The sequence below is a fragment of the Actinophytocola sp. genome (assembly GCF_036002505.1).
Lineage (GTDB): Bacteria > Actinomycetota > Actinomycetes > Mycobacteriales > Pseudonocardiaceae > DASYTH01.
Map to the genome: position 1 here is coordinate 1 of NZ_DASYTH010000208.1, position 21648 is coordinate 21648.

The window sequence follows — 21648 nt, forward strand, 5'->3', positions numbered from 1 at the left end:
CCCTTGACCACCATCTGCGCCAAACCCTCAACCACCGCGGTCTTACCCACCCCCGGCTCACCGATCAACACCGGATTGTTCTTCGTCCGGCGCGAGAGGACCTGCATGACCCGCTCGATCTCCTTGGCCCGGCCGATCACCGGATCCAACTTGCCCTCCCGCGCACTCGCGGTGAGGTTGCGGCCGAACTGGTCCAACACCAGGCTCGAGGACGGCGTGCCCTCACCCCGGCCACCACCAGCACCCTCAGTCTCCTTGCCATGCTGATAGCCCGACAGCAACTGCAGCACCTGCTGGCGCACCCGGTTGAGGTCGGCACCGAGCTTGACCAGGACCTGGGCCGCGACGCCCTCACCCTCCCGGATCAGCCCGAGCAGGATGTGCTCGGTGCCGATGTAGTTGTGGCCCAGCTGCAACGCCTCGCGCAGCGACAGCTCCAGGACCTTCTTCGCCCGCGGGGTGAACGGGATATGCCCCGACGGCGCATGCTGACCCTGGCCGATGATCTCCTCGACCTGCTGCCGCACCCCCTCCAGGGCGATCCCCAACGACTCCAACGCCTTCGCAGCGACACCCTCACCCTCATGGATCAAACCCAAAAGGATGTGCTCGGTGCCGATATAATTGTGGTTGAGCATCCTGGCCTCTTCCTGAGCCAGCACAACCACCCGCCTCGCGCGGTCGGTGAACCTCTCAAACATCTGCACTCCCTGATGCTAATCACTATATTTTTCTATAGTGATCTTCCGGAGTCAATGGCGCCATCTCAGGTGAGACCTCGTAGGCTGACCATGGGTAGCGACTTTCGAAGGAGGACGACCCGAGATGACCGAGGCGAACACCGCTCGGATGGAGCCGATGTGGCCGGCGGGCGCGAACGAGGAGTACATCGCGGCGCGGATCGAGGTGGCCAAAGCTGAGCGCACGTTGCGGGACAGCATCGAGGAGGTCGCGGCCGCGCGCCGGCGGATGCCGGACGGCCTCGTGCTCAGCGAGTACCTGCTCGCCGAGGGGCCGGCGGACCTGGGCCGGCGCGAGCCGGTCCGCCAAACGCGGTTGCGCGACCTGTTCGGCGAGCATGACACGCTCGTCGTGTACCACCTGATGTTCCACCCGGACGACGACGAGGCCTGCCCGATGTGCTCGATGTGGGTGGACGGCTTTCACGGCGTGGCACACCATCTCACCCAGCACGCGGCCTTCGCGGTCATCGGCAAGGCGGCTCTGCCCAAGCTGCGGGACTGGGCACTGCACCGCGGCTGGGACGGCCTCCGGCTACTGTCCAGCCACGGCACCACGTTCAACGCCGACCTCAACGCCGAGCGCCCCGACGGCGACCAGCGCCCCATGATCAGCGTGTTCCGCGCCGGCGGCGACCAGGTGCGCCACTTCTACACTCTTCCCGCCAACTTCCTCGACGACGCCCCGCGCGGTATCGACCTGCTCTCACCGGTCTGGAACATCCTTGACCTCCTCCCCACCGGCCGCGGCGACTGGTACCCGGACAACACCTACCCCGGCCGCGCACGCTCGGCCACCTGACGCCCGCCGCACCCGGTCAACCGCCGCGGTCAGCCGAACAACTGAAGCGCCGCGGCGAGCTCCGCGGGGATTTCCGCTGGAACCGCGCCGGCGTCGGTATGCCGCAAACAGGCGACCGACTGGCTGCCCCGAGCAGCCAGCAGCGGGCCGCGGAAGAACTCGAAATCCATCGCGATCCGGTTGCCCGAGGTGGCGCGCAGGGACATGGCGATGTCGATCTCGTCGAGCGCGAAGCACTCGGCGTAGTAGTCCATCGTGCAGGACACCGTGGCCATCGCGATCTCGCCGGCCTGCAGCGCCTTGAGCACTCCCGGCGCGTACTCGGCCAGGAAGTGCTCCCGGCAGTGACCCTGCCAGTGCAGGTAATGCGCGAAATAGACGTTGCCGACCAGGTTCGTCTCGTCCAAGGTCACCGTGTGCCGGTGGTGGTAGCGCCGCGTGGTCATCGGCAGCCCGCCGCCGTCAGCGCGAGGGCCACCGCGATCGGCTCCGCCGACTCCAGCACCCGGATCCGGGCCGTGACGACGGTGAGCGTGCCCGCCCGCTCGACCACCAGCCCGTCGTCGGTGACCTGGTCCACCCGCAGGCCGTGGCCGCGGTCGAGGCCGAGCAGCGCCAGCGCGTCGTCGGCCGCGGTGTCCGACGTGTCCCGGACCACCGCCGTGCGCACCGCGGGACCGCCGCCGGCCAGCTCCAGCGGCCCGACGCCGAGGGAGGTCATCAGCTCGACCCGGCCGGCCACCTCGCACTCGATCAGTCGGCGGGACAGCCACGGCCCGATCAGCCGCGCGGGCAACCCGTCCGGCCAGGCCAGCGGGCCGACCGCGCGCAGGCGCAGCCCCTGCCAGCGGGCCACCACGACCCCGTCCGGACGCACCAGGTCGATGTCGAACACGTAGTCGTCGGCGGTGTGCGTGATCTCCCGCGCCCGCACCAGCAGCGGGCCGCCGGGAGCCTCGTGGACGGTGAACCGGTCCGCACCCACCGGGAGCGCCCGCCGGTGCGGCACGCAGGCGAGCAGCGCGTGCAGCGTGGCGTCGTGCCCGCCCGGGTCGCCCAGCCACAACTGTCCACTGTGGAACTGTGAGAACCAGTTGTCCACTGTGGAAGGAAGGAGCCGGGCGTGCACCCGGAACGCGGAAAGCCGCTGGTAGCCGGCCAGCCGGCGGAACCGTTCACCGTGGAAGAACAACTCGGTGCCGTACCACGGGTTCGCCGCCGCAGCGTTCGCCGGCGGCACCGCGGCGACCGGCCCCGGCCGGTCCGCCGCGGCGACCACCCGGGCCCGGAACCGCTCGGTGGCGAACCCGTCGGTGCCGTCCCGCAGCACGACGTCCACCCCCTCGGCGCCGGCCAGCGCCGCGGTCCGGATGGTGCGTCCCGACGAGCAGTCGACGGTGACCGGGGCGCGCAGCTCCAGGTCCGCCAGGGCCAGCGGCAGGGCCTGCTCCCGGACCAGGGAAGCCGTCTGCACCAACGCTTCCAGCCCCAGCACGGCGGGCAGCACGGGTGTGCCGCCGATCCGGTGGTCGGCCAGGTACGGGTCGGACCCCAGGGAGAGGTCGGCCTCGAGCACGGCCTCGACCCCGGGCACGTGCACCACCGCCCGCTCGGCGAACCGAGGCCACGAGGGCGCGCCGGCGCCGGCGAAGAGCGTCGGGGAACCGGGAAACCGCGAGGTCAGCAGCACGGTCACCGGCGCGTCCGGGCGGGCGAGCAGGTCGAGCATCGCCGCCACGCCCAGCTCCGGCGGCACCGGTTCGACACCCCGGCGGCGCAGCGTGTCGAGCACGTCCATGCGCACGCCCATGCCCAGCTCTGACCACACCGACCACTCCAGCACGTGGGTGCGGCAGGACGGGTGCGCCGCGGCCCACCGCTCCAGCTCGACCCGCAGCCAGTCGTTCGCCACGCAGTACTCGGCCTGGCCGGCCAGCCCCGCCCGGCCGATGATCGAGCCGAACCCGAGCACCAGCCGTAGCCCGGCACCGGCCTGCCCGAGCACCGTCACAAGCCCGGATACCTTGGGGCGCAACGTCTCCGCCAGCGACTCGGCGGTGACGTCGGCCAGCCGCCGGGGATGGTTCACCCCGGCGCCGTGGATCAGCCCGCGCACCGCGCCGTACCGCCGCGCCGACGCCAGCAGCCCGGCCGCGGCGTCGCCGTCGGCCACGTCACCGCTCAGGTAGTGCGCCGGAACCCGCTCCCGCAACGCTTCCAGCGCGGCCGCGACGCCGGGATCACCGGCGGAGGTGCGGCCGGTGAGCACCAGCGTGCAGCCGGTCCGCTCGGCCAGCGCCGCCGCGGCATACGCGGTGATGCCCCGGACGCCGCCAGTCACCAGGCACACCTCTCCCGGTCCGAGCGGGACCGGCATCTCGCCACCGGCCGCGGGCAGGGCCGCCATCTCGGCCCGCCACAGCGACCCGTCCCCGGCGCGCCGCAGCTCGAGGTAGCGGCCGGGCCCGGCGAACACACCCGGGTCGACCGGCCGGCCGCCTTCCGGGAGCTCGGCGACCACGACCGCGCAGGAGTCCAGCTCCACGGCCACGCTCCGGCCCACCGCGGCGGCCGCCGGATGTCCACTGTGGACGATCAGCAGCCGATTCGGGGACCGGCCGGCCACCTCCCGCAGCACACCGGCCAGGCGGTCCGGACCGGCGCCGTCCTCGAGCGTGACCACGAGGTCCGGCTCGGCCCCGGCGCCGGCCGGCTCGAACGGCACCCACCGCGGGGTGAACGGGCGCACCCAGGGGCGCACGCCGGCGACGGTCCCGTCCCCGCCCGCCGCGACGGGCAGGCCGGCCAGGATCCCGGCCGCCTCGCCCACCGTCGTGCCGGTCAGCGCCGCGGTGTCGGGCAGCTCGCGGCCGAGCGCCCCGGCCACCGTGCCGATCACCTGCACCACCTGCAACGAGTTCAGGTGCAGGTCGCCGAGCAGCGAGCGGTCCGGAGTGATCGAGCTCGCCGGAAGCTCCAGCGTGGCGGCCAGGTGCGTGGTCAGCACCGCCAGCGGACCGCCGGCCGGCACGGTCACCGGCGGAGCGGGAGCGGGTTCCGTTGCCGGCACGGCGGGTGCCCGGACCCAACCGGCCCGGTCCTCGCACGGGCTCGTGACGAAGCGCGGCTCGGCGTCGAACGCCAGCGGGCGGAACGCCCGGCCGGCGAACCACGGGTCCAGGTCGGCCGCCGCGGACGCGGCCAGCACCGCGGTGGCGAACGCGTGCCGCCGCGGATCCCCACCGCAGTCCAGGCTCACCGCCGGCACCCCGACCCGGTTCGCGGCGGCGAGCCCGGTGAGGATCGTGCCCGGCCCGGCCTCGACCAAGAGGTCACACCGCCACGCCAGCTCGGCCACCGCGTCGGCGAACAGCACCGGGCCGGTCAGCTGCGCCACCAGCAGTTCCCGGATTCCGTCCACGGTGGAGGAAAGCTCCTTGCCGGTGATGGTGGACAGCACCACCCGTTGCGGCGCGCACAGCTCCGCCGAGTCCAGCACGGCCCGCCACGGCCGCTCAGCCGGGCGCATGGCCCGGCTGTGGAAACCGTGCGACACCGCGAGCTCCGTGGCTGCGAGCCCAGCCGCACGGGCCCGGCCCAGCACCACCCGGACGTCCGCCCGCGGGCCGGACACCACGACCTGATCCGGCGCGTTGTACCCGGCCACCACAACGTCCACATCGGACAGCAGCGGCCGGACCGCATCCGCGCCGGCACCCAGGCTCGCCATGGTGGTACCGGCCACGCCGTGCCCACTCATGATCAGCCCGCGGGCCGCGGCCAGCTCCAGCACCTCGGCCGCGCCGCACCCGCCGGCCCAGTGCAGCGCGGTCAGCTCACCCAGGCTGTGCCCGCACGCCGCGACCGCGACCGTGCCCAACTCGCGCAACCACGCCAGGGCGGCCAGCGACTGCCACACGATCGCCGGCTGCGCCACCGCGGTGCCCGTACCCTCCTCGCCATCCGTTCCGCCGGGCCGGGGCGGCACGGTGAGCCGGTCCGCCCAGCGCGGCATGACCAACCGGACCGGGGCCGCCTGGCCGGGAAACAGCAGGCCCACCCGCGGCGCCGGGCCGGAACCGAGCACGTACCCGTGCCGCTCGTCAAAGCTCAGTCCCTCGTCCCATCCGGCGGCGGCGGTGCCGGCGTGCTCGGCGGCGTCGGCCAGCTCATCGGGCGTGGTGGCCACCAGCGCCACCCGGTACCGTGCCGCGCCGGGGTTGGCCAGCCAGGCGGTCGCGGCCACGTCGCCCAGCTCCGCCTGGCTCAGCCGGCGGGCGGCGCCGGCCAGCAGCGCCAGCCGCTCCCCCAGCGCGCCCGGGTTCTCCGCGCCGAGAAACACGATCTCGGCCGGGCCGATCCGGGCCGACCAGCGCCGCACGCTGGCCGGCAGCGCGGTCGCGGGCGCACCGTCGACCCCTTCCACGATCACGTGCGCGTTGATCCCGCCGAAGCCCATGGAGGACACGCCGGCCCGCGGCACCGCCGAGGTCCACGGCTCCGGCTCGTCGAGCACCCGCAGCGGCGCACCGGGCCGGCACAGCAAATCGTGCGGGCGCGCGCAGCCGGTGGTCGGCGGCAGCACCCGGTGCGTGACCGCGAGGGTCGCCTTGATCAGCCCGGCCACGCCCGCGGCGGCCTTGGTATGGCCGATGTTGGCCTTGACCGAGCCCAGCGCCGCCGGGCCGGTGCCGAGCCCGCGCAGATCCACGAGCGCGTCCAGCTCGGTGTGGTCGCCCACCGCGGTGCCGGTGCCGTGGCCCTCGATGAGCGTCACCTCGTCCGGGTGCAGCCCCGCCCGGCGGTAGGCCCGGCGCAGCGCCAGCACCTGCCCGCGCAGCTCCGGGCGGCTCAGCCCGCCGGATCCGTCCGAGGCGGATGCCCAGCCGACGAGGTGCGCGTAGCTGCGCCTGCCGGCCCGCTCGGCGTCCTCGGCCCGCATCAGCGCGACCACCCCGCACCCCTCGCCGGGCAGGAACCCGGTGGGGTCCGCGTCGTACACCCGCATCTCGGTCGCCGCGAGCGCACCCAGCCGGGCGAACCCGACCAGCTCGAGCGGGTCGAGCGACACGTCGACACCGCCGGCCAGCATGAAGTCGCAGTCGCCGGCGGCCAGCGCCTGGCACGCCGTGATCACCGCCAGCAGGCTGGACGAGCAGGCGCCGTCGACGGTGTAGCCGGTGCCGTGGAAGTCGAACTGGTTGCACACCCGGCCGGCGATGGTGTTCGCCAGCGCGCCGGTGAGCGACTCGCCGCCCGGCTCCGGGAACGGCTCCTTGACCAGCCGCTCGAGCCGGCCGAGCACCCGGCCGGCCAGCTCCGCCGGCAACCCGGTGTCGTTCATCGCCGTGGCCGCCGCGTCCGCGATGAATGGCCACCGTAACCGGATCGTGGCGGCCCGGGTGAACTCGCCGGTGAGTGAGTTGCCGAAAACGACGCCCACGGTGTCGCGGTCCAGCCCCTCGCCGGCCGGGTGGCCGGCGTCGGCCAGCGCGCCGGCCGCGGTCTCCAGTGCCAGCCAGTGCACCGGGTCGGCCGCCCGGTGCAGCGGACCCGGGATGCCGAACCGCTGCCGGTCGAACTCCCAGTCCCGCAGCACCCCGGCGTGGGTCAGATAGGTGAGGTCCACCCCGTCGCCGCGATACCGGTCGGAGAGCCGGCCGCCGGGCAGCCGCCGGAACGCCCGCCGCCGGCCGAGCACGTTCTGCCAGAGCTGTGCGGGCGTGGACGCGTCCGGGTACCGGCACGCCATCCCCACGATCGCGATTCTTGACCGCGTCACGGTGCGGTCCCGCCACCGGCCACGGCCGAGCGGCGCTCGGTTGCGAGCAGCACCAGGGCACGCAGCCCGCAGGTGACGGCCAGCGCGAAGAACAGGCCGAACACCACGCCGAACACCACGAGCACGCCGTACACCAGCGCGCTGGTCAGGCCGAAAACCACCTGGTGCCACGGTTTCGCCGGCGACGTGGCCGGGTCGGTGATCATGTAGTTGGTGTAGATCACGAACGCCAGGCCGGTCATCGGCACCAGCGTGCCGACCAGCTCATGGTCGAACAGCAGCCAGCGCAGCACGCCCTGGGCGACGAACCCGCCGACCCAGCCGAGGATCAGCGGGATCTTCCCGGTGAGCCCGACGTTGAGCATCGTGCCCGCGCCGAGGATGGCCAGCGGGATGATCCAGTCCAGCGCACCGGTGACGGCGTTGGTGAAGTGGTACGGCGGCGCGATGCCCACCCAGGGAAAGATCAGCAGGGTGGCCACGATGCCCGCGTTCGACGGGTTGAACACGTGCCGCACCTTCCCCCGGATCCGGATGCGCAGCACGTACTTGGTGCCGTTGGCGACCACCACCGCGAACAGGTACGGCCAGAGGGAAGCGTTGCCGTACAACAACATCGCGCAGGCGAGTGCGGTGATGTGCGGTGGCAGCAGGAAGGTGACCAGGGCCCCGGGACCGCCGGCATAGGCCGGGCGCCGCTTGCTCGCCCAGCTGTCCAGCCACTCGAACAGCAGCGCCACCGAGTAGCTGACGGCCAGCGCCACCAGCGGGGTGACCGGCGGCTGCTCGAAGCCGAGCACGAGCTGGCCGGCGATGTTGAAGGCGGTGAGCGACAGGGCGAACCGCCGCAGCGCCCGGACCCGGGTGTCCACCGGCGGCTTGCCGGCGGGCACGACCGGGGCGTCGCGATCCGCGAGTCGCGGTACCGCAACCATCTCGTCCAGGCGCGGTTGCGCTGTGCTGGTCATCGGGTTACCGCCGTTCCGTCGGGTTGGAGCAGCACGCTGTGGTGTCCGGGAGTCAGCGCGACACCGGTGCTGAGCAGCCGGGTGCCGGCGCGCCAGGTGACGGTGGCCCGGACCGGGCCCGCGTCCGGGGATGCCAGGTGCACCAGGCTCGCCGAGACGCCGGCGTGGCCGTTGGCCGGATAGAGCTGGGTCTTCTGCGGGTGCGACCCGGACACCGAGACCGTCGCCCCGATCGCGGCCCGCTCGCCGCCGGCCGCTCCGGGCTGGACAAGCCTGAGATCGATCCCGCGCCCGGAGCTCGGCGAGGTGTTCCGCAGCAGCACGGAGTCCTCCCACTGGTTGGCCACCAGCGCGTCCAGCCGCCCGTCGCCGTCGACGTCGCCGAAGGCCAGGCCGCGGGTGTTCCACGGATCGCCGATGCCCAGCCGGGCGGCCAGATCCGTGTAGCGCCCACCGGCCGAACGCACGTAGAACGGGTTGGTCTGGTGTCCGGAGAGGTCGTCGCCCACCTCGAACTTCGGCCAGACCGCGGGGTAGCGCAGCAGCTCGTCGTTGCCCAGCGCCAACTCCTGCAACTGCGCCCAGCGGTCGGTGTGCCCCTTGAGGAACCCGGTGGCCTGCATGATCTCGTCGGTGCCGGAGTTGTCGAAGTCGCCGGCCTTGATGTCCCAGGACCAGCCGCTGCGGGCCAGCCCGAGCTCCTCGCTGCGCTCGTCGTAGGGCAGCGTGCCGGCCAGCAGCACCCGGCCGTCCCCGGTGGGCACGAACGCGAAATTGCTCTCCTGCAAGGCGAACGGGGTGGTGATGTTGCTGACGGCGATCATCGGGAGCGCCGCGTCCCCGGTGTAGGTGAACGTGACGCCCATGCCCTTGAACGAGTCGTAGCCCAACACCTCCGACCGCGGGGTCACCAGGTCGCGCCGCCCGGTCACCTCGGTCAGCCGCACCTCGCCCGGCGTGGAGGTGTTCACCAGGAGCTGGTCCGGGCCGAAGTCGTTGGCGACGTACAGCTCCGGCTGGCCGTCACCGGTGAGGTCCTGCAGGCCGATCGCCAGCGTCCAGGATTGGGCCGAGTCGCTGGGGAACGCGGTGCTCGCGTCGGTCAGTACCGGTGGGGCGCCGCGAGCCCCGGTGGGTCGCGCGAGCAGCAGCCGGTTCACGCCGGCGTTGCGGGCCATACCCATCGAGTCCTGCATCCGCATCCGGCCGTCGCCGGTCGCGTTCGGGTCCAGAACCCTTGCGCCGTCGGGGAAGTAGTTGCCGACGAGGACGTCGAGGTGGCCGTCGCCGTCGACGTCGCCGACGTTCAGCGCGGTCGAGTTCCACACCTGCATGGGCGTGACCAGCTCGACCGGCTGAAAGTTCGCGGCGGCCGGGGTGGCGCCCGGCGCGGCCGTGTCGAGGAACAGCACCGGCGAGCGGCCCCAGTAGTACACCAGGAAGTCGAGCGCGCCGTCCTCGTTGAGGTCGGCCGGAACGCAGCCCATCGGGGCCATCGTCGCGTCGTAGCGCAGCAGGGTCGGCGAGAGCACGAAGCGCGCATACGCCGGGCCGCCCGCACCGGGCACCCCGGCGACGGTCACCGAGTCGTCCCGCGGATCCACCAGGCACGCGTCGGCCGAGCGGCCGAGGCCGCGCAGGTCCGCCAGCGCCACCGCGGCGCCGACCGCGGAGATCCAGGCGCGGATCGGTTCCAGCGCGGGCTCCACGGCGCGCTGCACCCGGGCGGCGCGGGGCGCGGAGTTGAGCGCGATCCTGGAGAATCCGAACCCGGCGGCGAGCTCCCGCGTTTGCCCTTCGCTCAGCTTCGGCCGTGCCGTTAAAATACCGGTGAGCACGGAAAGTACCAGTACAACCGCCAGCAGAACAGATTTTCGCAAAAGACCGTACACGACGACGCGCCCTTAGTTCGTAGTGGGTGATCGGACTCAGTGTCGAATCGGTATTCTGTTGTCACCCGGCCGTCACGAGCGGTGCGCGACGGCGATGCGTAACCGCGATTTCCACTCCATATAGGACGATAGTTCGGCGGACCCGGCGAGCCCACGTGCGGCGTCGTCGGTCCAACCCTCCGCCACGTCGGGGCCGACCGAGAACAACTGCCGGCACGCCATTTCCGTGTGTGCCGGCACAACTCCGGAACGAGCGCGTGCGGTGATGGCGAACAGTGCGCCCTGCCGCAGGTGCGGCTCGTGTTTTCCACTGGCCGCGACCAGTTCGTCGATCTTTGCGCGGTCGATACCCCCGGCGTAGCAGGCGGCGAGTCCGGCACCGGCCCACAGCTGCGGTTTTGCCTCCGCCGGTACGGTGTCGATGATGCCGGCAACCCCGGCGACATCCGCGCACTGCAGGAACCACAATGCCCGGCCGCAGCCGGCGATGCGGACCGCCTGGCGCGGGGTGGCCGGCCGCCCGCACCGGCGGCGCAACGCCGGCAGGCCACCGAAGAACACCTCGGCGAACCCGGCGCCGTCCAGGGCGAGCCAGCGGAGCAGTGGCGTTGCCGGCAACCGCACCGGAACCGGCAGCCGGGTGGGCACCAGGCCCCAGCCGTAGCCGACGTGGATCAAGTGGACATACCGCTGCCCCGGCCCGGCCAGCAACCGCGGCAGCACGGCGGCCCGGGCCGGCGCGACGAGGTCGTGCAGCGCCGCGCGCATGCCGGCGCCCTCGTAGGCGAAGCCCCTTTCCTCGTCCGGAATTTGGCCGAGCACGCCATGGGTGTTCCGCCAGCCGGTCACCTCGTTGAACCCGGCCAGAAAACTGCGGGCGTGCCGCTCGAGGACCGCGCGTTCGTCCGGACGGTCTAGGCGGAATCCTCGTTTGGCGAAGTCCGCCATTCCCAGCGGAAGGCGGAAGCCCAACCGCGGTGTGCTGGATGACCGAGGTCCTCCCGTGCCACCACCGCCCATTGAGCACCCCTCTCGCAAACCGGAGAGATCGCTATATCAAATGATCGTCAGTCAGCCACAACGAGCGCACACGTTTGTCCTACCACCGACGATAACACCACGTCAAGCAAGACGTTCTCACCCGATCGGGGGTTGTCGGTAACTTCTAGAAAGTTAACCCTATCTGCGCTGGAGCAGGACCGTCGCTTAAGGACGATGGGCGCGCATAATCCGTTAGGATCGTTTAGCTCAGCCCGAGCATCCGGGTGCATCGCTGGATGGCGTCCGCCGACCCCTCGATCTTGATTTCACCGGCCGCGAGCGCGTCGAACGGTGTGATCATTCGCGCGCCGATCTGGACAAAAGTGTCCGGGTCACTGGTAATCACAAGATCGGCGTCGGGATCCTCACCGCGCATGAACCGCACGGCGCCGCCGCGCACCTGGATCGTGAACGGCGCGTCGCCGACCCGGAACTCGTAGCTCTCGTCCACGGTGGGAATCCGGTCCTCGATCACCATCGCCTGGACGGCCAGGAAGCCCCACTCGGCGCGGACCGCGCCGTTCCGGTCGTCCCCCTCCAGGAACTGCATTCCCCAGCGGGCCAGCGACAGCATCGGCGCCCGCAACTGCTCGCCGACCAGGGTCAACTGGTACTGCTTGCCGCGCCCGTCTCCCGGCACCGACCGGGCCTCGATGACTCCATGTTCGACAAGTGTTCGCAGCCGCTCCGCCAGCAGGTTCGGCCCGATCCCCGGCAGGTTGTCGATCATCTCGTTGAACCGGGCCGGCCCGATGAGCAGCTCCCGGACGATCAGAAACGTCCAGCGCTCACCGACGATGTTCAGCCCGGCGGCGAGGCCACAGAACTGCCCGTAGTCACGCTTGCCCGCCATGGCGCCTCGCCCAACCTTCCGTGCCCCCATCGAACCGACGATACAAACCAATAGTAACATCGATCTTCACCTGATCGGCGGTACACGGTTCAGGTGACCGGGTCAGCCTTGTGCGCGGGGGTGCGCGGTGGCGTAGATCTCGCGCAGGGTGGTCACGGTGACCAGGGTGTAGATCTGGGTGGTGGTGACCGAAGCGTGGCCGAGCAGTTCCTGCACGACGCGCACGTCGGCGCCGCCCTCGAGCAGGTGGGTGGCGAAGGAGTGGCGGAGGGTGTGCGGGGACACCGAGGTGCCGAGCCCGGCCCGGTCGGCCGCCACCTTCAGCACCTGCCAGGCGCTCTGCCGGGAGAGCCGGCCGCCGCGAACGTTGAGAAACACGGCGGGGGTGCCGCGGCCGTGGGTGGCCAGGGCCGGGCGGACCCGCACCAGGTAGGCGTCGAGCGCGGCCAGGGCCGGACGGCCGATCGGGACGAGGCGCTGCTTGCCGCCCTTGCCGTCCAGGCGCACCGTGCGCTCCTTCGCGTCCACGTCGTCGAGGTCCAGACCGACGGCTTCGGAGATCCGGGCGCCGGTGGAGTACAGCAGCTCCAGCAGTGCCCGGTCGCGTAAGGCGCCGGGGGCGTCGCCGCCCGGGGTGTCCAGCAGCCGCAGCACGTCGTCGACGGGCAGGGCCTTGGGCAGGCGGCGCGGCGGCGACGGGGGGTGCACGTCGCGGGCCGGGTCGGTGTCCACCAGGCCTTCGCGGACGGCGAAGCGGTGCAGGCCGCGGACGGCGACCAGGGCGCGGGCAGCGGAGGACGCGGCCAGCGGCGGGTGCTCCCCGGTGCCTTCCCGCAGCGCCGCGAGGAACGCGGACACGTGCCACTCGGCGACGTCCTTGAGCGCGTCCACCCCGGAGCAGGCGAGATGGTCGGCGTAGCGCCGGAGGTCGCGGGCGTACCCGTCCAGGGTGTTGCGGGCGGTTCCCCGCTCCACCGCGAGATGGTCGAGATAGCCGGTGATCACGCCGTGCAGGCTCAGTCGGCACCACTCCCGAACACCGTCTCCAGGGGCACGGGCGGCATGCCGTGCGCGGCCGCCACCTCCTCCAGCACCACCGCGCCGGCGGTCACGTTGACACCCCGGCGCAGCACCGGGTCGGCCCGCACCGCGTCCTCGAAACCCTTGTCCGCCAAGGCGACCGCATACGGCAGGGTGACGTTGGTGAGCGCCCAGGTAGAGGTGTTCGGCACCGCACCCGGCATGTTGGCCACGCAGTAGAACACCGAGTTGTGCACGGTGAACGTCGGGTCGGCGTGCGTGGTCGGCCGCGAGTCGGCGAAGCAGCCGCCCTGGTCGATGGCGATGTCCACGAGCACGGAGCCCGGCCGCATCTGCGCGACCAGCTCGTTGCTCACCAGCTTCGGCGCCCGGGCCCCGGGCACCAGCACCGCGCCGATCACCAGATCCGCCCACCGGCACGCCTTGTCCACCTCGTAGGCGTTGCTGGCCACCGTCTGCAGATGCCCGCGGTAGGTGAAGTCGATCTCCCGCAACCGGTTGATGTTGGTATCGAGCACCACGACCTCGGCCTGCAACCCGAGCGCGATGCTGGCCGCGTTCATCCCGGCCACCCCGGCGCCGATCACCACGACCTTCCCCGCCGGCACCCCCGACACCCCGCCGAGCAGCACCCCGCGCCCACCCTGCGCCCGCTCCAGGCAGTGCGCCCCGACCTGCGGCGCCATCCGCCCGGCCACCTCGCTCATCGGCGCCAGCAACGGCAACGATCCGTCCGCGGCCTGCACCGTCTCGTAAGCGATCGCCGTGATCCCCGAGTCCACGAGCGCTCGGGTGCACTCCTCGCTCGCCGCCAGGTGCAGGTAGGTGAACAGCAGCTGCCCCCGCCGCAGCCGCCCGTACTCCTCGGCGACCGGCTCCTTCACCTTCAGCACCAGGTCCGCCGCGCCCCAGGTATCGTCGGCGTTCGGCGCGATCTTCGCCCCCGCCGCGAGATAGTCGTTGTCCGGAAACGAGCTTCCGGCGCCGGCGCCGGTCTCGACCAGCACGTCGTGGCCGCGGTGCACCAGCTCCACCACCCCGGCCGGCGTGATCGCCACCCGGTACTCGTGGTTCTTCACCTCACGAGGAACTCCAACCAGCACTCGCGCCCCCTCCCTTACTGGACCACGCTGTCCACGGCCGCGAGCCTAGCCCCACCGATCTCCGGCCGGTCTCAGTGACACTCACGTATCGTGACGACCGTGAGCACCCCGCCGGACCCGGACGCCCTCCGCATCGGCACGGCCGAACGCGAGGACGCCATCAAGGTTCTCGGCGACCACTTCGCCGCCGGCCGCCTCCCCATGGCCGAGTACGAAACCCGCGTCACCGCCGCCGTCGACGCCACCACCCGCGCCGACCTCCGCACCCTCTTCACCGACCTCCCGGCGCCCTACCCGCCGTTCATGGCCCCACCGGCGCCCCCACCCACGCCGGCCACGCTGCTCCCGTACCACCCACCCGGCGCCCCGGTCGGCTACTCGGAGAAGTCCTGCCTCGCCGCCGGCCTCCTCCAGATCCTGCTCCCCTTCGGCACCGGCCGCTTCTACACCGGCCACATCGGCATCGCCGTCGCCCAACTCGTCCTCGTGTTCGTCGGCATCGGCGTCATCTGGTCCATCATCGACGGCATCCTGCTCATCACCACCGGCGGCACCGACCGCCACGGCCGTCCCCTACGCATGTGACGCCGCTGCCCCTACGATTCGCGCATGGACTTCATGGTGGGATTGCCCGCTTACCTAGAGCCGGCGGCGAGGTGGAAGTCACTTCTGCGCGTCCTTCGAAAACGATCCAGACAAAGTGACGACGGCAGCATGCTCGTCAGCCTCGCTTTCTGCCACCCGAAGTCGATCGTGCTGAAGGACCTGAAGGCGGAGTACGTATACCTCAACGACAGGTCCGGTACGCGCTGGGACCTGCACTTTGTCGGCTACCGGCAGCGCGACGGGCAACGACACCCGGCCGGCCAGCCGCGCTGGGAATTCGACGCCGCTAGGTTCGACGAGACACGGAGAATGGTGCAGGACGAACACGCCGCCGCGTTGGCGAGCGCCGAAATTCCCTTTGAATCGGTGGGTTGGCGATATTCGGGCAGGCCCGAGTTGGTCAGCTTCATGGCTTACCGGGACTACCCAGGGTTGATCGATTGGCTCTCACTCCGCTCGGTTCGGCTCGTCGACGCCAACGGCAGGTATCTCGACCGCTCCCTCAGCGAGATCGTCGAGGTGCTGAGCGACTGGCGTGACCTCGACAACGACATCCGCGACCTCGCGCCGGGCGAGCCGCCACAAATCGTCTCCGCGGCACCGATCAGCCAGGCCCTGCGAGCCACCGCTGCCGCTCTCGCCAGCGGAATCGCCGGCAACGCCGCCTACGAACTGCTCAAGGCGGCCATCATGTAGAGAGTCAGCGCGGCAGGTTCCGTTCTACGGCCTCCGCGATCCTCTTCGCCGGTTCGCACAGCGATGCGACCGAAACCTGAGACACCGGCCCACTGAGTACGACCCGCACCAACTCCCACCTGTCACCGTGGCTCCATGTGAAAATCCGGTACCCGACTTGTACCAGGCAGTTGTTGCCATCCCCGTCGCCGCCTGCGCGGACGAAGGCGTTGTGCTGCCCAAGCCTGACCGGTGTGCCGTCCCGCGGGGCAGCCAGCGGCCGCGACTGATCGAAACGCAGGTCGACGGAACGCCCACCGGCAGGGCCCCACCGGCATGACCAGTTGCCTATGCCGGGCACCGGGGCACCACCACCGACTCCCTCACTGGTCAGCGTCGCCTCGTCGAGCAACGCGCAGGCATCGAGAGTGTCCAACGAGTTTGGGACGAGTTTCCGGCGGGGCAGCGGCAATGCGCCGTTGAACAAAAAGATCACTATGTTGGTGGCGACAGTGGCCATCCCGCACAGATCGGCCTGCTGCCCCTTGACCAGACGTGCACCGACGTCGATGATATTCGGCTCGTGTACAGACAGAATCCGATGGCACTCACCGTTGCTTAGGCCTTGCCACGCAACAGATACAGGACCAGTACTCGTATTCCACAGTGCGGCGGGAGGCGGACCAGCTTTCTGGAGCTGGAACTCGACATACACCTCCGTGGACTGATCCGGCAATTGAATGATCAGGTCACACCCATTGAAATTGCCGTAGTTGGGGTCGAGCTCAACCTTGCCGAATTTTTCCATCGGCTGTTTTGCAGCCCTGGCAAGGGAACACAGATCGGCACTGTGCGGATCTCCGATCAGCGGTGTTCCTGCCGTCGTACTTGGCGATGTCGCGGTAGCGGTACTGCCTGGGCTCCGGGGGCCGTAAACGATCACGGCCGTGGCGACCAGCGCCGCGAGGATCAACACGGCGAGCGTGGTCCGCCGGTGTGGCCGGGACACGATGAATACGTCTCGAGCCTGGATGATCTGACCGCGGACGGTGCCGCGGAATCTGTTGAAGGTTCCTTCTCCGGGCGGTTCGTCCGACCCCATGCCGGTATCCAACCGGAAGATCCACTTTCGGTCATGCCGGGTCAGGACAGAAAGCCGCGGAGGAGAGCGGCGGTGCCGTCGAGGTGTTCGGCCATGGCTTTTCGGGCGCCGGGGGGGTCGTGGGCAAGGATGCGGTCGATGATCTTTCTGTGTTGGGTGTGGGAGTGGTGGATGTTGGTGGTGAGGAGGGGGATGGCGTCGAGTAGCTCGTTCACCCGGATGCGGATGTCGGCGACGGCAGTTGTCAGGAGGGGGGAGGCGGCGACTTCGGCGATGGCCAGGTGGAGGCGGGAGTCGCGGCGGCGGTAGTCAGCCGGATCGGTCGTGTTGGACTCGGTGAGGGCTTCGCGGAGGTGGGTGCGGTCGGCTTCGGTAAGGGTGCGGGTGGCGGCGGCTTCGGCGGCGCCGGTTTCGAGGACGCGGCGCAGGGTGAGCACGTCTTCGAGGCAAGTGGCGAGCTCTTCGCGCGGGCGGCCGCTGGCGGTGAGGGGAAGGGTGTCCGTCACGAACGTGCCGCCGTAGCGGCCGCGGCGGGATTCGACGTAGCCGGCGTCGGCCAGCGCGCGGATGGCTTCGCGGAGGGTTACCCGGCTGACGGCGAGGCGGGTGGCGAGGTCGCGCTCGGCGGGGAGGCGTTCGCCGGGGGCGGTGACGCCGAGGCGGATGGCCTGCAACAACCGCTCGACGGTTTCCTCGAACGCGTTGCCGGTGCGGACGGGGCGGAAGACCGCCGCGCCCGCACTGGCCAAAGTGGACACTGCCGCACCTAGAGCGGGGTCACGTAGGCGCCGGAGATGCCGCCATCGACGAGGAACGTGGACGCGGTGATGAACGACGAGTCGTCGCTGGCCAGGAATGCGACGGCGGCCGCGATCTCGGACGGTTCGGCGAAGCGGCCCATGGGGACGTGGACCAGGCGGCGCTGGGCGCGCTCGGGGTCCTTCGCGAACAGTTCCTGCAACAGGGGGGTGTTCACCGGACCGGGGCACAGGGCGTTGACCCGGATGCCTTCGCGGGCGAACTGGACGCCGAGCTCGCGGGACATCGCGAGGACCCCGCCTTTGGAGGCGGTGTAGGAGATCTGCGAGGTTGCGGCGCCGAGGACGGCGACGAAGGAGGCGGTGTTGATGATCGAGCCGTGGCCCTGGCGTTGCATGTGGGGGATCACGTACTTGCAGCAGAGGTAGACGGAGGTGAGGTTGACCCGCTGGACGTGCTCCCAGGCCTCGATGCCGGTGGTGAGGATGGAGTCGTCCTCGGGTGGCGAGATGCCGGCGTTGTTGAACGCGATGTCGACCCGCCCGTGCCGGGACACCACGGTGTCGAACAGTGCCTCGACGCCGGGCTCGTCGGTGACGTCACAGGTGATCGCGTCACCGTCGAGCTCCTTGGCCAGTTCCTCGACCGCGTCGGCGTTCAGGTCCACGGCGACCACCCGCGCCCCCTCGGCGGCGAACCGCCGCGCGGTCGCCAGGCCGATCCCGCTGGCCGCGCCGGTGATCACCGCCACCCGATCCTGTAGCCGCATCTACCCCTCCGTGCTGATGAAGACGTTCTTGGTCTCGGTGAACGCGGCCAGCGCGTCCGGGCCGAGCTCGCGCCCGAGGCCGGACTGCTTCACCCCGCCGAACGGCGTCCAGTACCGGACCGAGGAGTGCGAGTTCACCGACAGGTTCCCGGCCTCCACCCCGCGCGCCACCCGCAGCGCCCGGCCGACGTCGCGGGTCCAGATCGACCCGGACAGCCCGTACTCGGTGGCGTTGGCCATCCGCACCGCGTCCGCCTCCTCGTCGAACGCCTGCACGGTCACCACCGGACCGAAGATCTCCTCGACCACCGTCCGATCATCCACTGAGGACGGCAGCAGAACCGTTGGCGGAAACCAGAAACCCGGACCGTCCGGCGCGCTCCCGCGGAACGCCACCGGGGCGCCGGGCGGCACGTAGCCGGCCACGCTCGCCCGGTGCGCCGCCGAGATCAGCGGACCCATCTCGGTCGCCTCGTCCCCCGGATCCCCCACCACGACCCCGTGCACGGCCGGCTCCAGCAGCTCCAGGAACCGGTCGAAAACGCCGCGCTGCACCAGGATCCGGGACCGCGCGCAGCAGTCCTGCCCGGCGTTGTCGAACACCCCGTACGGCGCGGTGGCCGCCGCCTTCTCCAGGTCCGCGTCGGCGAACACGATGTTGGCGTTCTTCCCGCCCAGCTCCAGTGTCACCCGCTTCACCGACGCCGCGCACCCGGCCATGATCTGCTTCCCGACCTCGGTCGAGCCGGTGAACACGATCTTCCGCACCGCCGGGTGGTCCACGAACCGTTGCCCCACGACGGAACCCTTGCCGGGCAGCACCTGGAACGCATCGTCCGGGATCCCGGCCTCGCGGGCCAGCTCACCGAGCCGCAGCGCCGTCAGCGGGGTCAGCTCGGCCGGCTTGAGCACCACGGTGTTCCCGGCGGCCAGCGCCGGCGCGAACCCCCAGCCGGCGATCGGCATCGGGAAGTTCCACGGCACGATCACCCCGACCACACCCAGCGGCTCGGCGAACGTGACGTCCAGACCGCCGGGCACCGGAATCTGCCGGCCGAACAACCGCTCCGGCGCGGCCGCGTAGTAGTTCAGCACATCCCGGACGTTGCCCGCTTCCCAGCGAGCGTTGGAGATCGTGTGCCCGGAGTTGGCCACCTCCAGCCGCGCCAGGTTCTCCCGGTCGGCGTCCACGGCGGACGCGAACGCCCGCAGCAGCGCCGCCCGCTCCCCCGGCGCCACCGCCCGCCACGACGGAAACGCCGCGGCGGCCCGGACAATGGCCTCGTCCGTCTCCTCGGCCGAGGTCAGCGCCACGGTCTCGACCACCCGCTCGGTGGCCGGGTTGATCACGTCGAAGGTCGCCGCCGTCATGCCGCTTCCACCAACGCCTCGAACAGCCGCACACCGTCCGCGTCCATTTCCGGATGCCATTGCACGCCAAGGAGAAACTCGTTGTCACCGGGCAGCTCGAGCGCCTCGACCGAGCCGTCGGCGGCCCAGGCCACCGGGACCAGCCCGGCGCCGAGCCGGCCGGCGCCCTGGTGATGATGGCAGGACACCGTTGCCTGCTCGCCGAGGATGCCGGCCAGCCGGGACTCCGCCGCCACCTTCACCTCGACACGCCCGAACGTCCCGGGCCGCGGCAGATGGTCGGTGCTCCCCACGTCGTCGGGCAGGTGCTGGCGCAAGTCGCCGCCCAGCGCGATGTTGATCACCTGCAGGCCGCGGCAGACGCCCAGCACCGGCACCCCGCTTTCCCTTGCGGCGTCGAGGAGTTGGAACTCGACACCGTCCCGGTCGCGGCGCGGCGCTCCGGTCGTGGGCAGTGCCGGCTGGCCGTAGTGGGCGGGGTCGATGTCCGCGCCCCCGGCCAGTACCAGACCGTCCAAACGCGACACCAGGCTGGCGTCCCAGGCACCGCCGGGCGGGATCAGCACCGGCGTGCCTCCGGCCGCAACCACACTGTCCACATAGGGCTTATGGAGCAGCGCCGCCGGCATGTCCCACACGCCGAACCTGGCCTGCTCCAGGTAGCAACTGATGCCGATGAGGGGGCGAGATGCGATGAATGCCCCATTCGCTGCACCAGACGCACTGAATGAGTCATTCATCGCACTAGAGCCGCTCGAAGCCACGGACCTTCTCCCAGTCGGTCACCGCGGCGTCGTAGGCCGCGAGCTCCACCCGCGCGTTGTTCAGGTAGTGGTCCACCACTTCGTCGCCGAACGCCGCACGGGCCAGCTTGCTCTCCGCCAGCAGCGCCGCGGCGTCCCGCAGGGTGGCCGGGACCTGCGCCCGATCCGTGTGCTCGTAAGCGTTTCCGGCCAGCGGAGGCTCCAGCGGCAGCTCGTTCTCGATACCGTGCAACCCGGCCGCGATCAACGCGGCCACCGCGAGGTAGGGGTTCACGTCCCCGCCCGGAATCCGGTTCTCCACCCGCAACGAGTCGCCGTGCCCCACCACCCGCAGCGCGCAGGTGCGGTTGTCCGGACCCCAGGCGACCGTGGTCGGGGCGAAGCTGCCGGCCACGAACCGTTTGTAGGAGTTGACGTTCGGCGCGAAGAAGTAGGTGAGCTCGCGGGTCGCGGCGAGCTGGCCGGCCAGGAAGTGGTCCATCAGCGGAGAGAACCCGTGCGCCCCGTCACCGGCCAGCACCGGGGTGCCGTCGGTGCCGCGCAGGCTGATGTGGATGTGGCAGGAGTTGCCCTCGCGCTCGTTGTACTTCGCCATGAACGTCAGGCTCTTGCCGTGCGCCGCGGCGATCTCCTTGGCCCCGGTCTTGTAGATGCTGTGGTTGTCGCACGTGGTCAGCGCCTCGGCGTAGCGGAACGCGATCTCGTGCTGGCCGGGGTTGCACTCCCCCTTCGCCGACTCCACGTACATCCCCGCACCCGCCATCCCGTTGCGGATGTCGCGCAGCAGCGGTTCGAGCCGCCCGGTGCCGAGCATCGAGTAGTCCACGTTGTACTGGTTGGCCGGGGTCAGCTCCCGGTAGCCGCGCCGCCAGGCATCCTCGTAGGTGTCCTCGAACACGATGAACTCGAGCTCGGTGCCGACGTAGGCGGCCAGCCCGCGCTCGGCCAGCCGGTCGAGCTGGCGGCGCAGCACCTGGCGCGGCGAGGCGACCACCGGCGTGCCGTCCAGCCACTCGATGTCGGCCAGCAGCAGCGCCGTCCCGTCGTGCCACGGCACCCGGCGCAGCGTCGCGAAGTCCGGCCGCAGCACGAAGTCCCCGTACCCCCGCTCCCACGAGGACATCCGGTACCCATCCACGGTGTTCATCTCGACATCCACGGCGAGCAGGTAGTTGCACGCCTCCGCGGCATGCGGCACCACCTCGTTGAGGAAGTACTCCGCGCCGCATCGCTTGCCCTGCAACCGGCCCTGCATGTCCACCAGCGCCAGCAGGACCGTGTCGATCTCCCCTGCCTCGACCAGCTCCCGCAGCCGGCCCAGGCTCAGCAGACCATCGCCGTGCCGCATCCGCCCTCCAAAGGACCAGTAGTGATCCAATG

At 71.0% G+C, this 21648-nt stretch carries 18 protein-coding genes; 3 read left to right on the forward strand and 15 right to left on the reverse strand.

Annotated elements, in window-relative coordinates; genetic code table 11:
• Positions 1-701, reverse strand: a 701-nt coding sequence (locus tag VGR06_RS17745; protein WP_327560225.1) for a Clp protease N-terminal domain-containing protein, incomplete at its 3' end; no start/stop codon positions are given.
• A gap of 124 nt (positions 702-825) precedes the next feature.
• Here VGR06_RS17745 and VGR06_RS17750 point away from each other — a divergent pair.
• Positions 826-1542, forward strand: a complete 717-nt coding sequence (locus VGR06_RS17750; RefSeq protein ID WP_327560196.1) for a DUF899 family protein — start codon at positions 826-828, stop codon at positions 1540-1542.
• Between the two features lie 29 nt (positions 1543-1571).
• Here VGR06_RS17750 and VGR06_RS17755 read toward each other — a convergent pair whose 3' ends face one another.
• From VGR06_RS17755 to ald, 8 genes are all read right to left on the reverse strand, one after another.
• Entirely contained in the window at positions 1572-1988 is a 417-nt protein-coding gene (locus tag VGR06_RS17755; protein WP_327560197.1) for an acyl-CoA thioesterase, read from the reverse strand.
• Positions 1985-7324 carry an SDR family NAD(P)-dependent oxidoreductase gene (locus VGR06_RS17760; protein WP_327560198.1) on the reverse strand — a complete coding sequence of 1780 codons (5340 nt, stop codon included), beginning with the start codon at positions 7322-7324 and terminating at the stop codon, positions 1985-1987. The genes VGR06_RS17755 and VGR06_RS17760 overlap by 4 nt, the downstream gene beginning before the upstream one ends.
• Positions 7321-8292 carry an enediyne biosynthesis protein UnbU gene (locus tag VGR06_RS17765; protein WP_327560199.1) on the reverse strand — a complete coding sequence of 324 codons (972 nt, stop codon included), beginning with the start codon at positions 8290-8292 and terminating at the stop codon, positions 7321-7323. The genes VGR06_RS17760 and VGR06_RS17765 overlap by 4 nt, the downstream gene beginning before the upstream one ends.
• The gene (locus tag VGR06_RS17770; RefSeq protein WP_327560200.1) at positions 8289-10184 is read right to left on the reverse strand and encodes a VCBS repeat-containing protein; all 1896 of its coding nucleotides are present in this window, start codon (positions 10182-10184) and stop codon (positions 8289-8291) included. The genes VGR06_RS17765 and VGR06_RS17770 overlap by 4 nt, the downstream gene beginning before the upstream one ends.
• Before the next feature lie 72 nt (positions 10185-10256).
• Complete coding sequence (locus VGR06_RS17775; RefSeq protein WP_327560201.1) at positions 10257-11156, reverse strand: DUF1702 family protein; 900 nt, start codon at positions 11154-11156, stop codon at positions 10257-10259.
• 271 nt (positions 11157-11427) lie between these two features.
• On the reverse strand, positions 11428-12078 hold the full coding sequence (locus VGR06_RS17780) for a winged helix-turn-helix transcriptional regulator (RefSeq protein WP_327560202.1): 651 nt from the start codon (positions 12076-12078) through the stop codon (positions 11428-11430).
• A gap of 102 nt (positions 12079-12180) precedes the next feature.
• The gene (gene xerD, locus VGR06_RS17785; protein WP_327560226.1) at positions 12181-13092 is read right to left on the reverse strand and encodes a site-specific tyrosine recombinase XerD; all 912 of its coding nucleotides are present in this window, start codon (positions 13090-13092) and stop codon (positions 12181-12183) included.
• A gap of 2 nt (positions 13093-13094) precedes the next feature.
• Positions 13095-14222 (reverse strand): alanine dehydrogenase, encoded by a 1128-nt coding sequence (ald, locus tag VGR06_RS17790; protein WP_327560203.1) that lies wholly within the window; start codon positions 14220-14222, stop codon positions 13095-13097.
• A 99-nt stretch (positions 14223-14321) separates the two neighbouring features.
• Between ald and VGR06_RS17795 the strand changes: the two genes are divergently transcribed.
• Together VGR06_RS17795 and VGR06_RS17800 are read left to right on the forward strand one after the other, a co-directional pair.
• Positions 14322-14807: a DUF1707 domain-containing protein gene (locus VGR06_RS17795; protein ID WP_327560204.1), complete on the forward strand. Its 486-nt coding sequence runs from the start codon at positions 14322-14324 to the stop codon at positions 14805-14807.
• Between the two features lie 24 nt (positions 14808-14831).
• Positions 14832-15524 carry a hypothetical protein gene (locus VGR06_RS17800; protein ID WP_327560205.1) on the forward strand — a complete coding sequence of 231 codons (693 nt, stop codon included), beginning with the start codon at positions 14832-14834 and terminating at the stop codon, positions 15522-15524.
• A gap of 4 nt (positions 15525-15528) precedes the next feature.
• Here VGR06_RS17800 and VGR06_RS17805 read toward each other — a convergent pair whose 3' ends face one another.
• Genes VGR06_RS17805 through VGR06_RS17830 form a run of 6 tightly spaced genes read right to left on the reverse strand, consistent with a single transcriptional unit; the run spans position 15529 to position 21616 of the window.
• A complete protein-coding gene (locus tag VGR06_RS17805; protein WP_327560206.1) occupies positions 15529-16617 on the reverse strand; it encodes a hypothetical protein in 1089 nt (362 codons plus the stop codon).
• A gap of 29 nt (positions 16618-16646) precedes the next feature.
• Positions 16647-17354, reverse strand: a complete 708-nt coding sequence (locus VGR06_RS17810) for a FadR/GntR family transcriptional regulator (RefSeq protein WP_327560227.1) — start codon at positions 17352-17354, stop codon at positions 16647-16649.
• 17 nt (positions 17355-17371) lie between these two features.
• Positions 17372-18133 carry a 3-oxoacyl-ACP reductase gene (locus VGR06_RS17815; RefSeq protein ID WP_327560207.1) on the reverse strand — a complete coding sequence of 254 codons (762 nt, stop codon included), beginning with the start codon at positions 18131-18133 and terminating at the stop codon, positions 17372-17374.
• Positions 18134-19504, reverse strand: a complete 1371-nt coding sequence (locus VGR06_RS17820) for an aldehyde dehydrogenase family protein (protein ID WP_327560208.1) — start codon at positions 19502-19504, stop codon at positions 18134-18136.
• Complete coding sequence (locus VGR06_RS17825) at positions 19501-20244, reverse strand: gamma-glutamyl-gamma-aminobutyrate hydrolase family protein (RefSeq protein WP_327560209.1); 744 nt, start codon at positions 20242-20244, stop codon at positions 19501-19503. The genes VGR06_RS17820 and VGR06_RS17825 overlap by 4 nt, the downstream gene beginning before the upstream one ends.
• Positions 20245-20248: 4 nt before the next feature.
• Positions 20249-21616, reverse strand: coding sequence for a glutamine synthetase family protein (locus tag VGR06_RS17830; protein WP_327560210.1), 1368 nt, complete (start codon positions 21614-21616; stop codon positions 20249-20251).
• Between the last annotated feature and the right edge of the window lie 32 nt (positions 21617-21648).

Coding starts and splice junctions, on each gene's coding strand:
- VGR06_RS17820 (WP_327560208.1), bottom strand. CDS start 19,504: ATGACGGCGGCGACCTTCGACGTGATCAACCCGGCCACCGAGCGGGTG.
- VGR06_RS17815 (WP_327560207.1), bottom strand. CDS start 18,133: ATGCGGCTACAGGATCGGGTGGCGGTGATCACCGGCGCGGCCAGCGGG.
- VGR06_RS17780 (WP_327560202.1), bottom strand. CDS start 12,078: ATGGCGGGCAAGCGTGACTACGGGCAGTTCTGTGGCCTCGCCGCCGGG.
- VGR06_RS17765 (WP_327560199.1), bottom strand. CDS start 8,292: ATGACCAGCACAGCGCAACCGCGCCTGGACGAGATGGTTGCGGTACCG.
- VGR06_RS17750 (WP_327560196.1), top strand. CDS start 826: ATGACCGAGGCGAACACCGCTCGGATGGAGCCGATGTGGCCGGCGGGC.
- VGR06_RS17755 (WP_327560197.1), bottom strand. CDS start 1,988: ATGACCACGCGGCGCTACCACCACCGGCACACGGTGACCTTGGACGAG.
- VGR06_RS17825 (WP_327560209.1), bottom strand. CDS start 20,244: ATGAATGACTCATTCAGTGCGTCTGGTGCAGCGAATGGGGCATTCATC.
- VGR06_RS17830 (WP_327560210.1), bottom strand. CDS start 21,616: ATGCGGCACGGCGATGGTCTGCTGAGCCTGGGCCGGCTGCGGGAGCTG.
- VGR06_RS17800 (WP_327560205.1), top strand. CDS start 14,832: ATGGACTTCATGGTGGGATTGCCCGCTTACCTAGAGCCGGCGGCGAGG.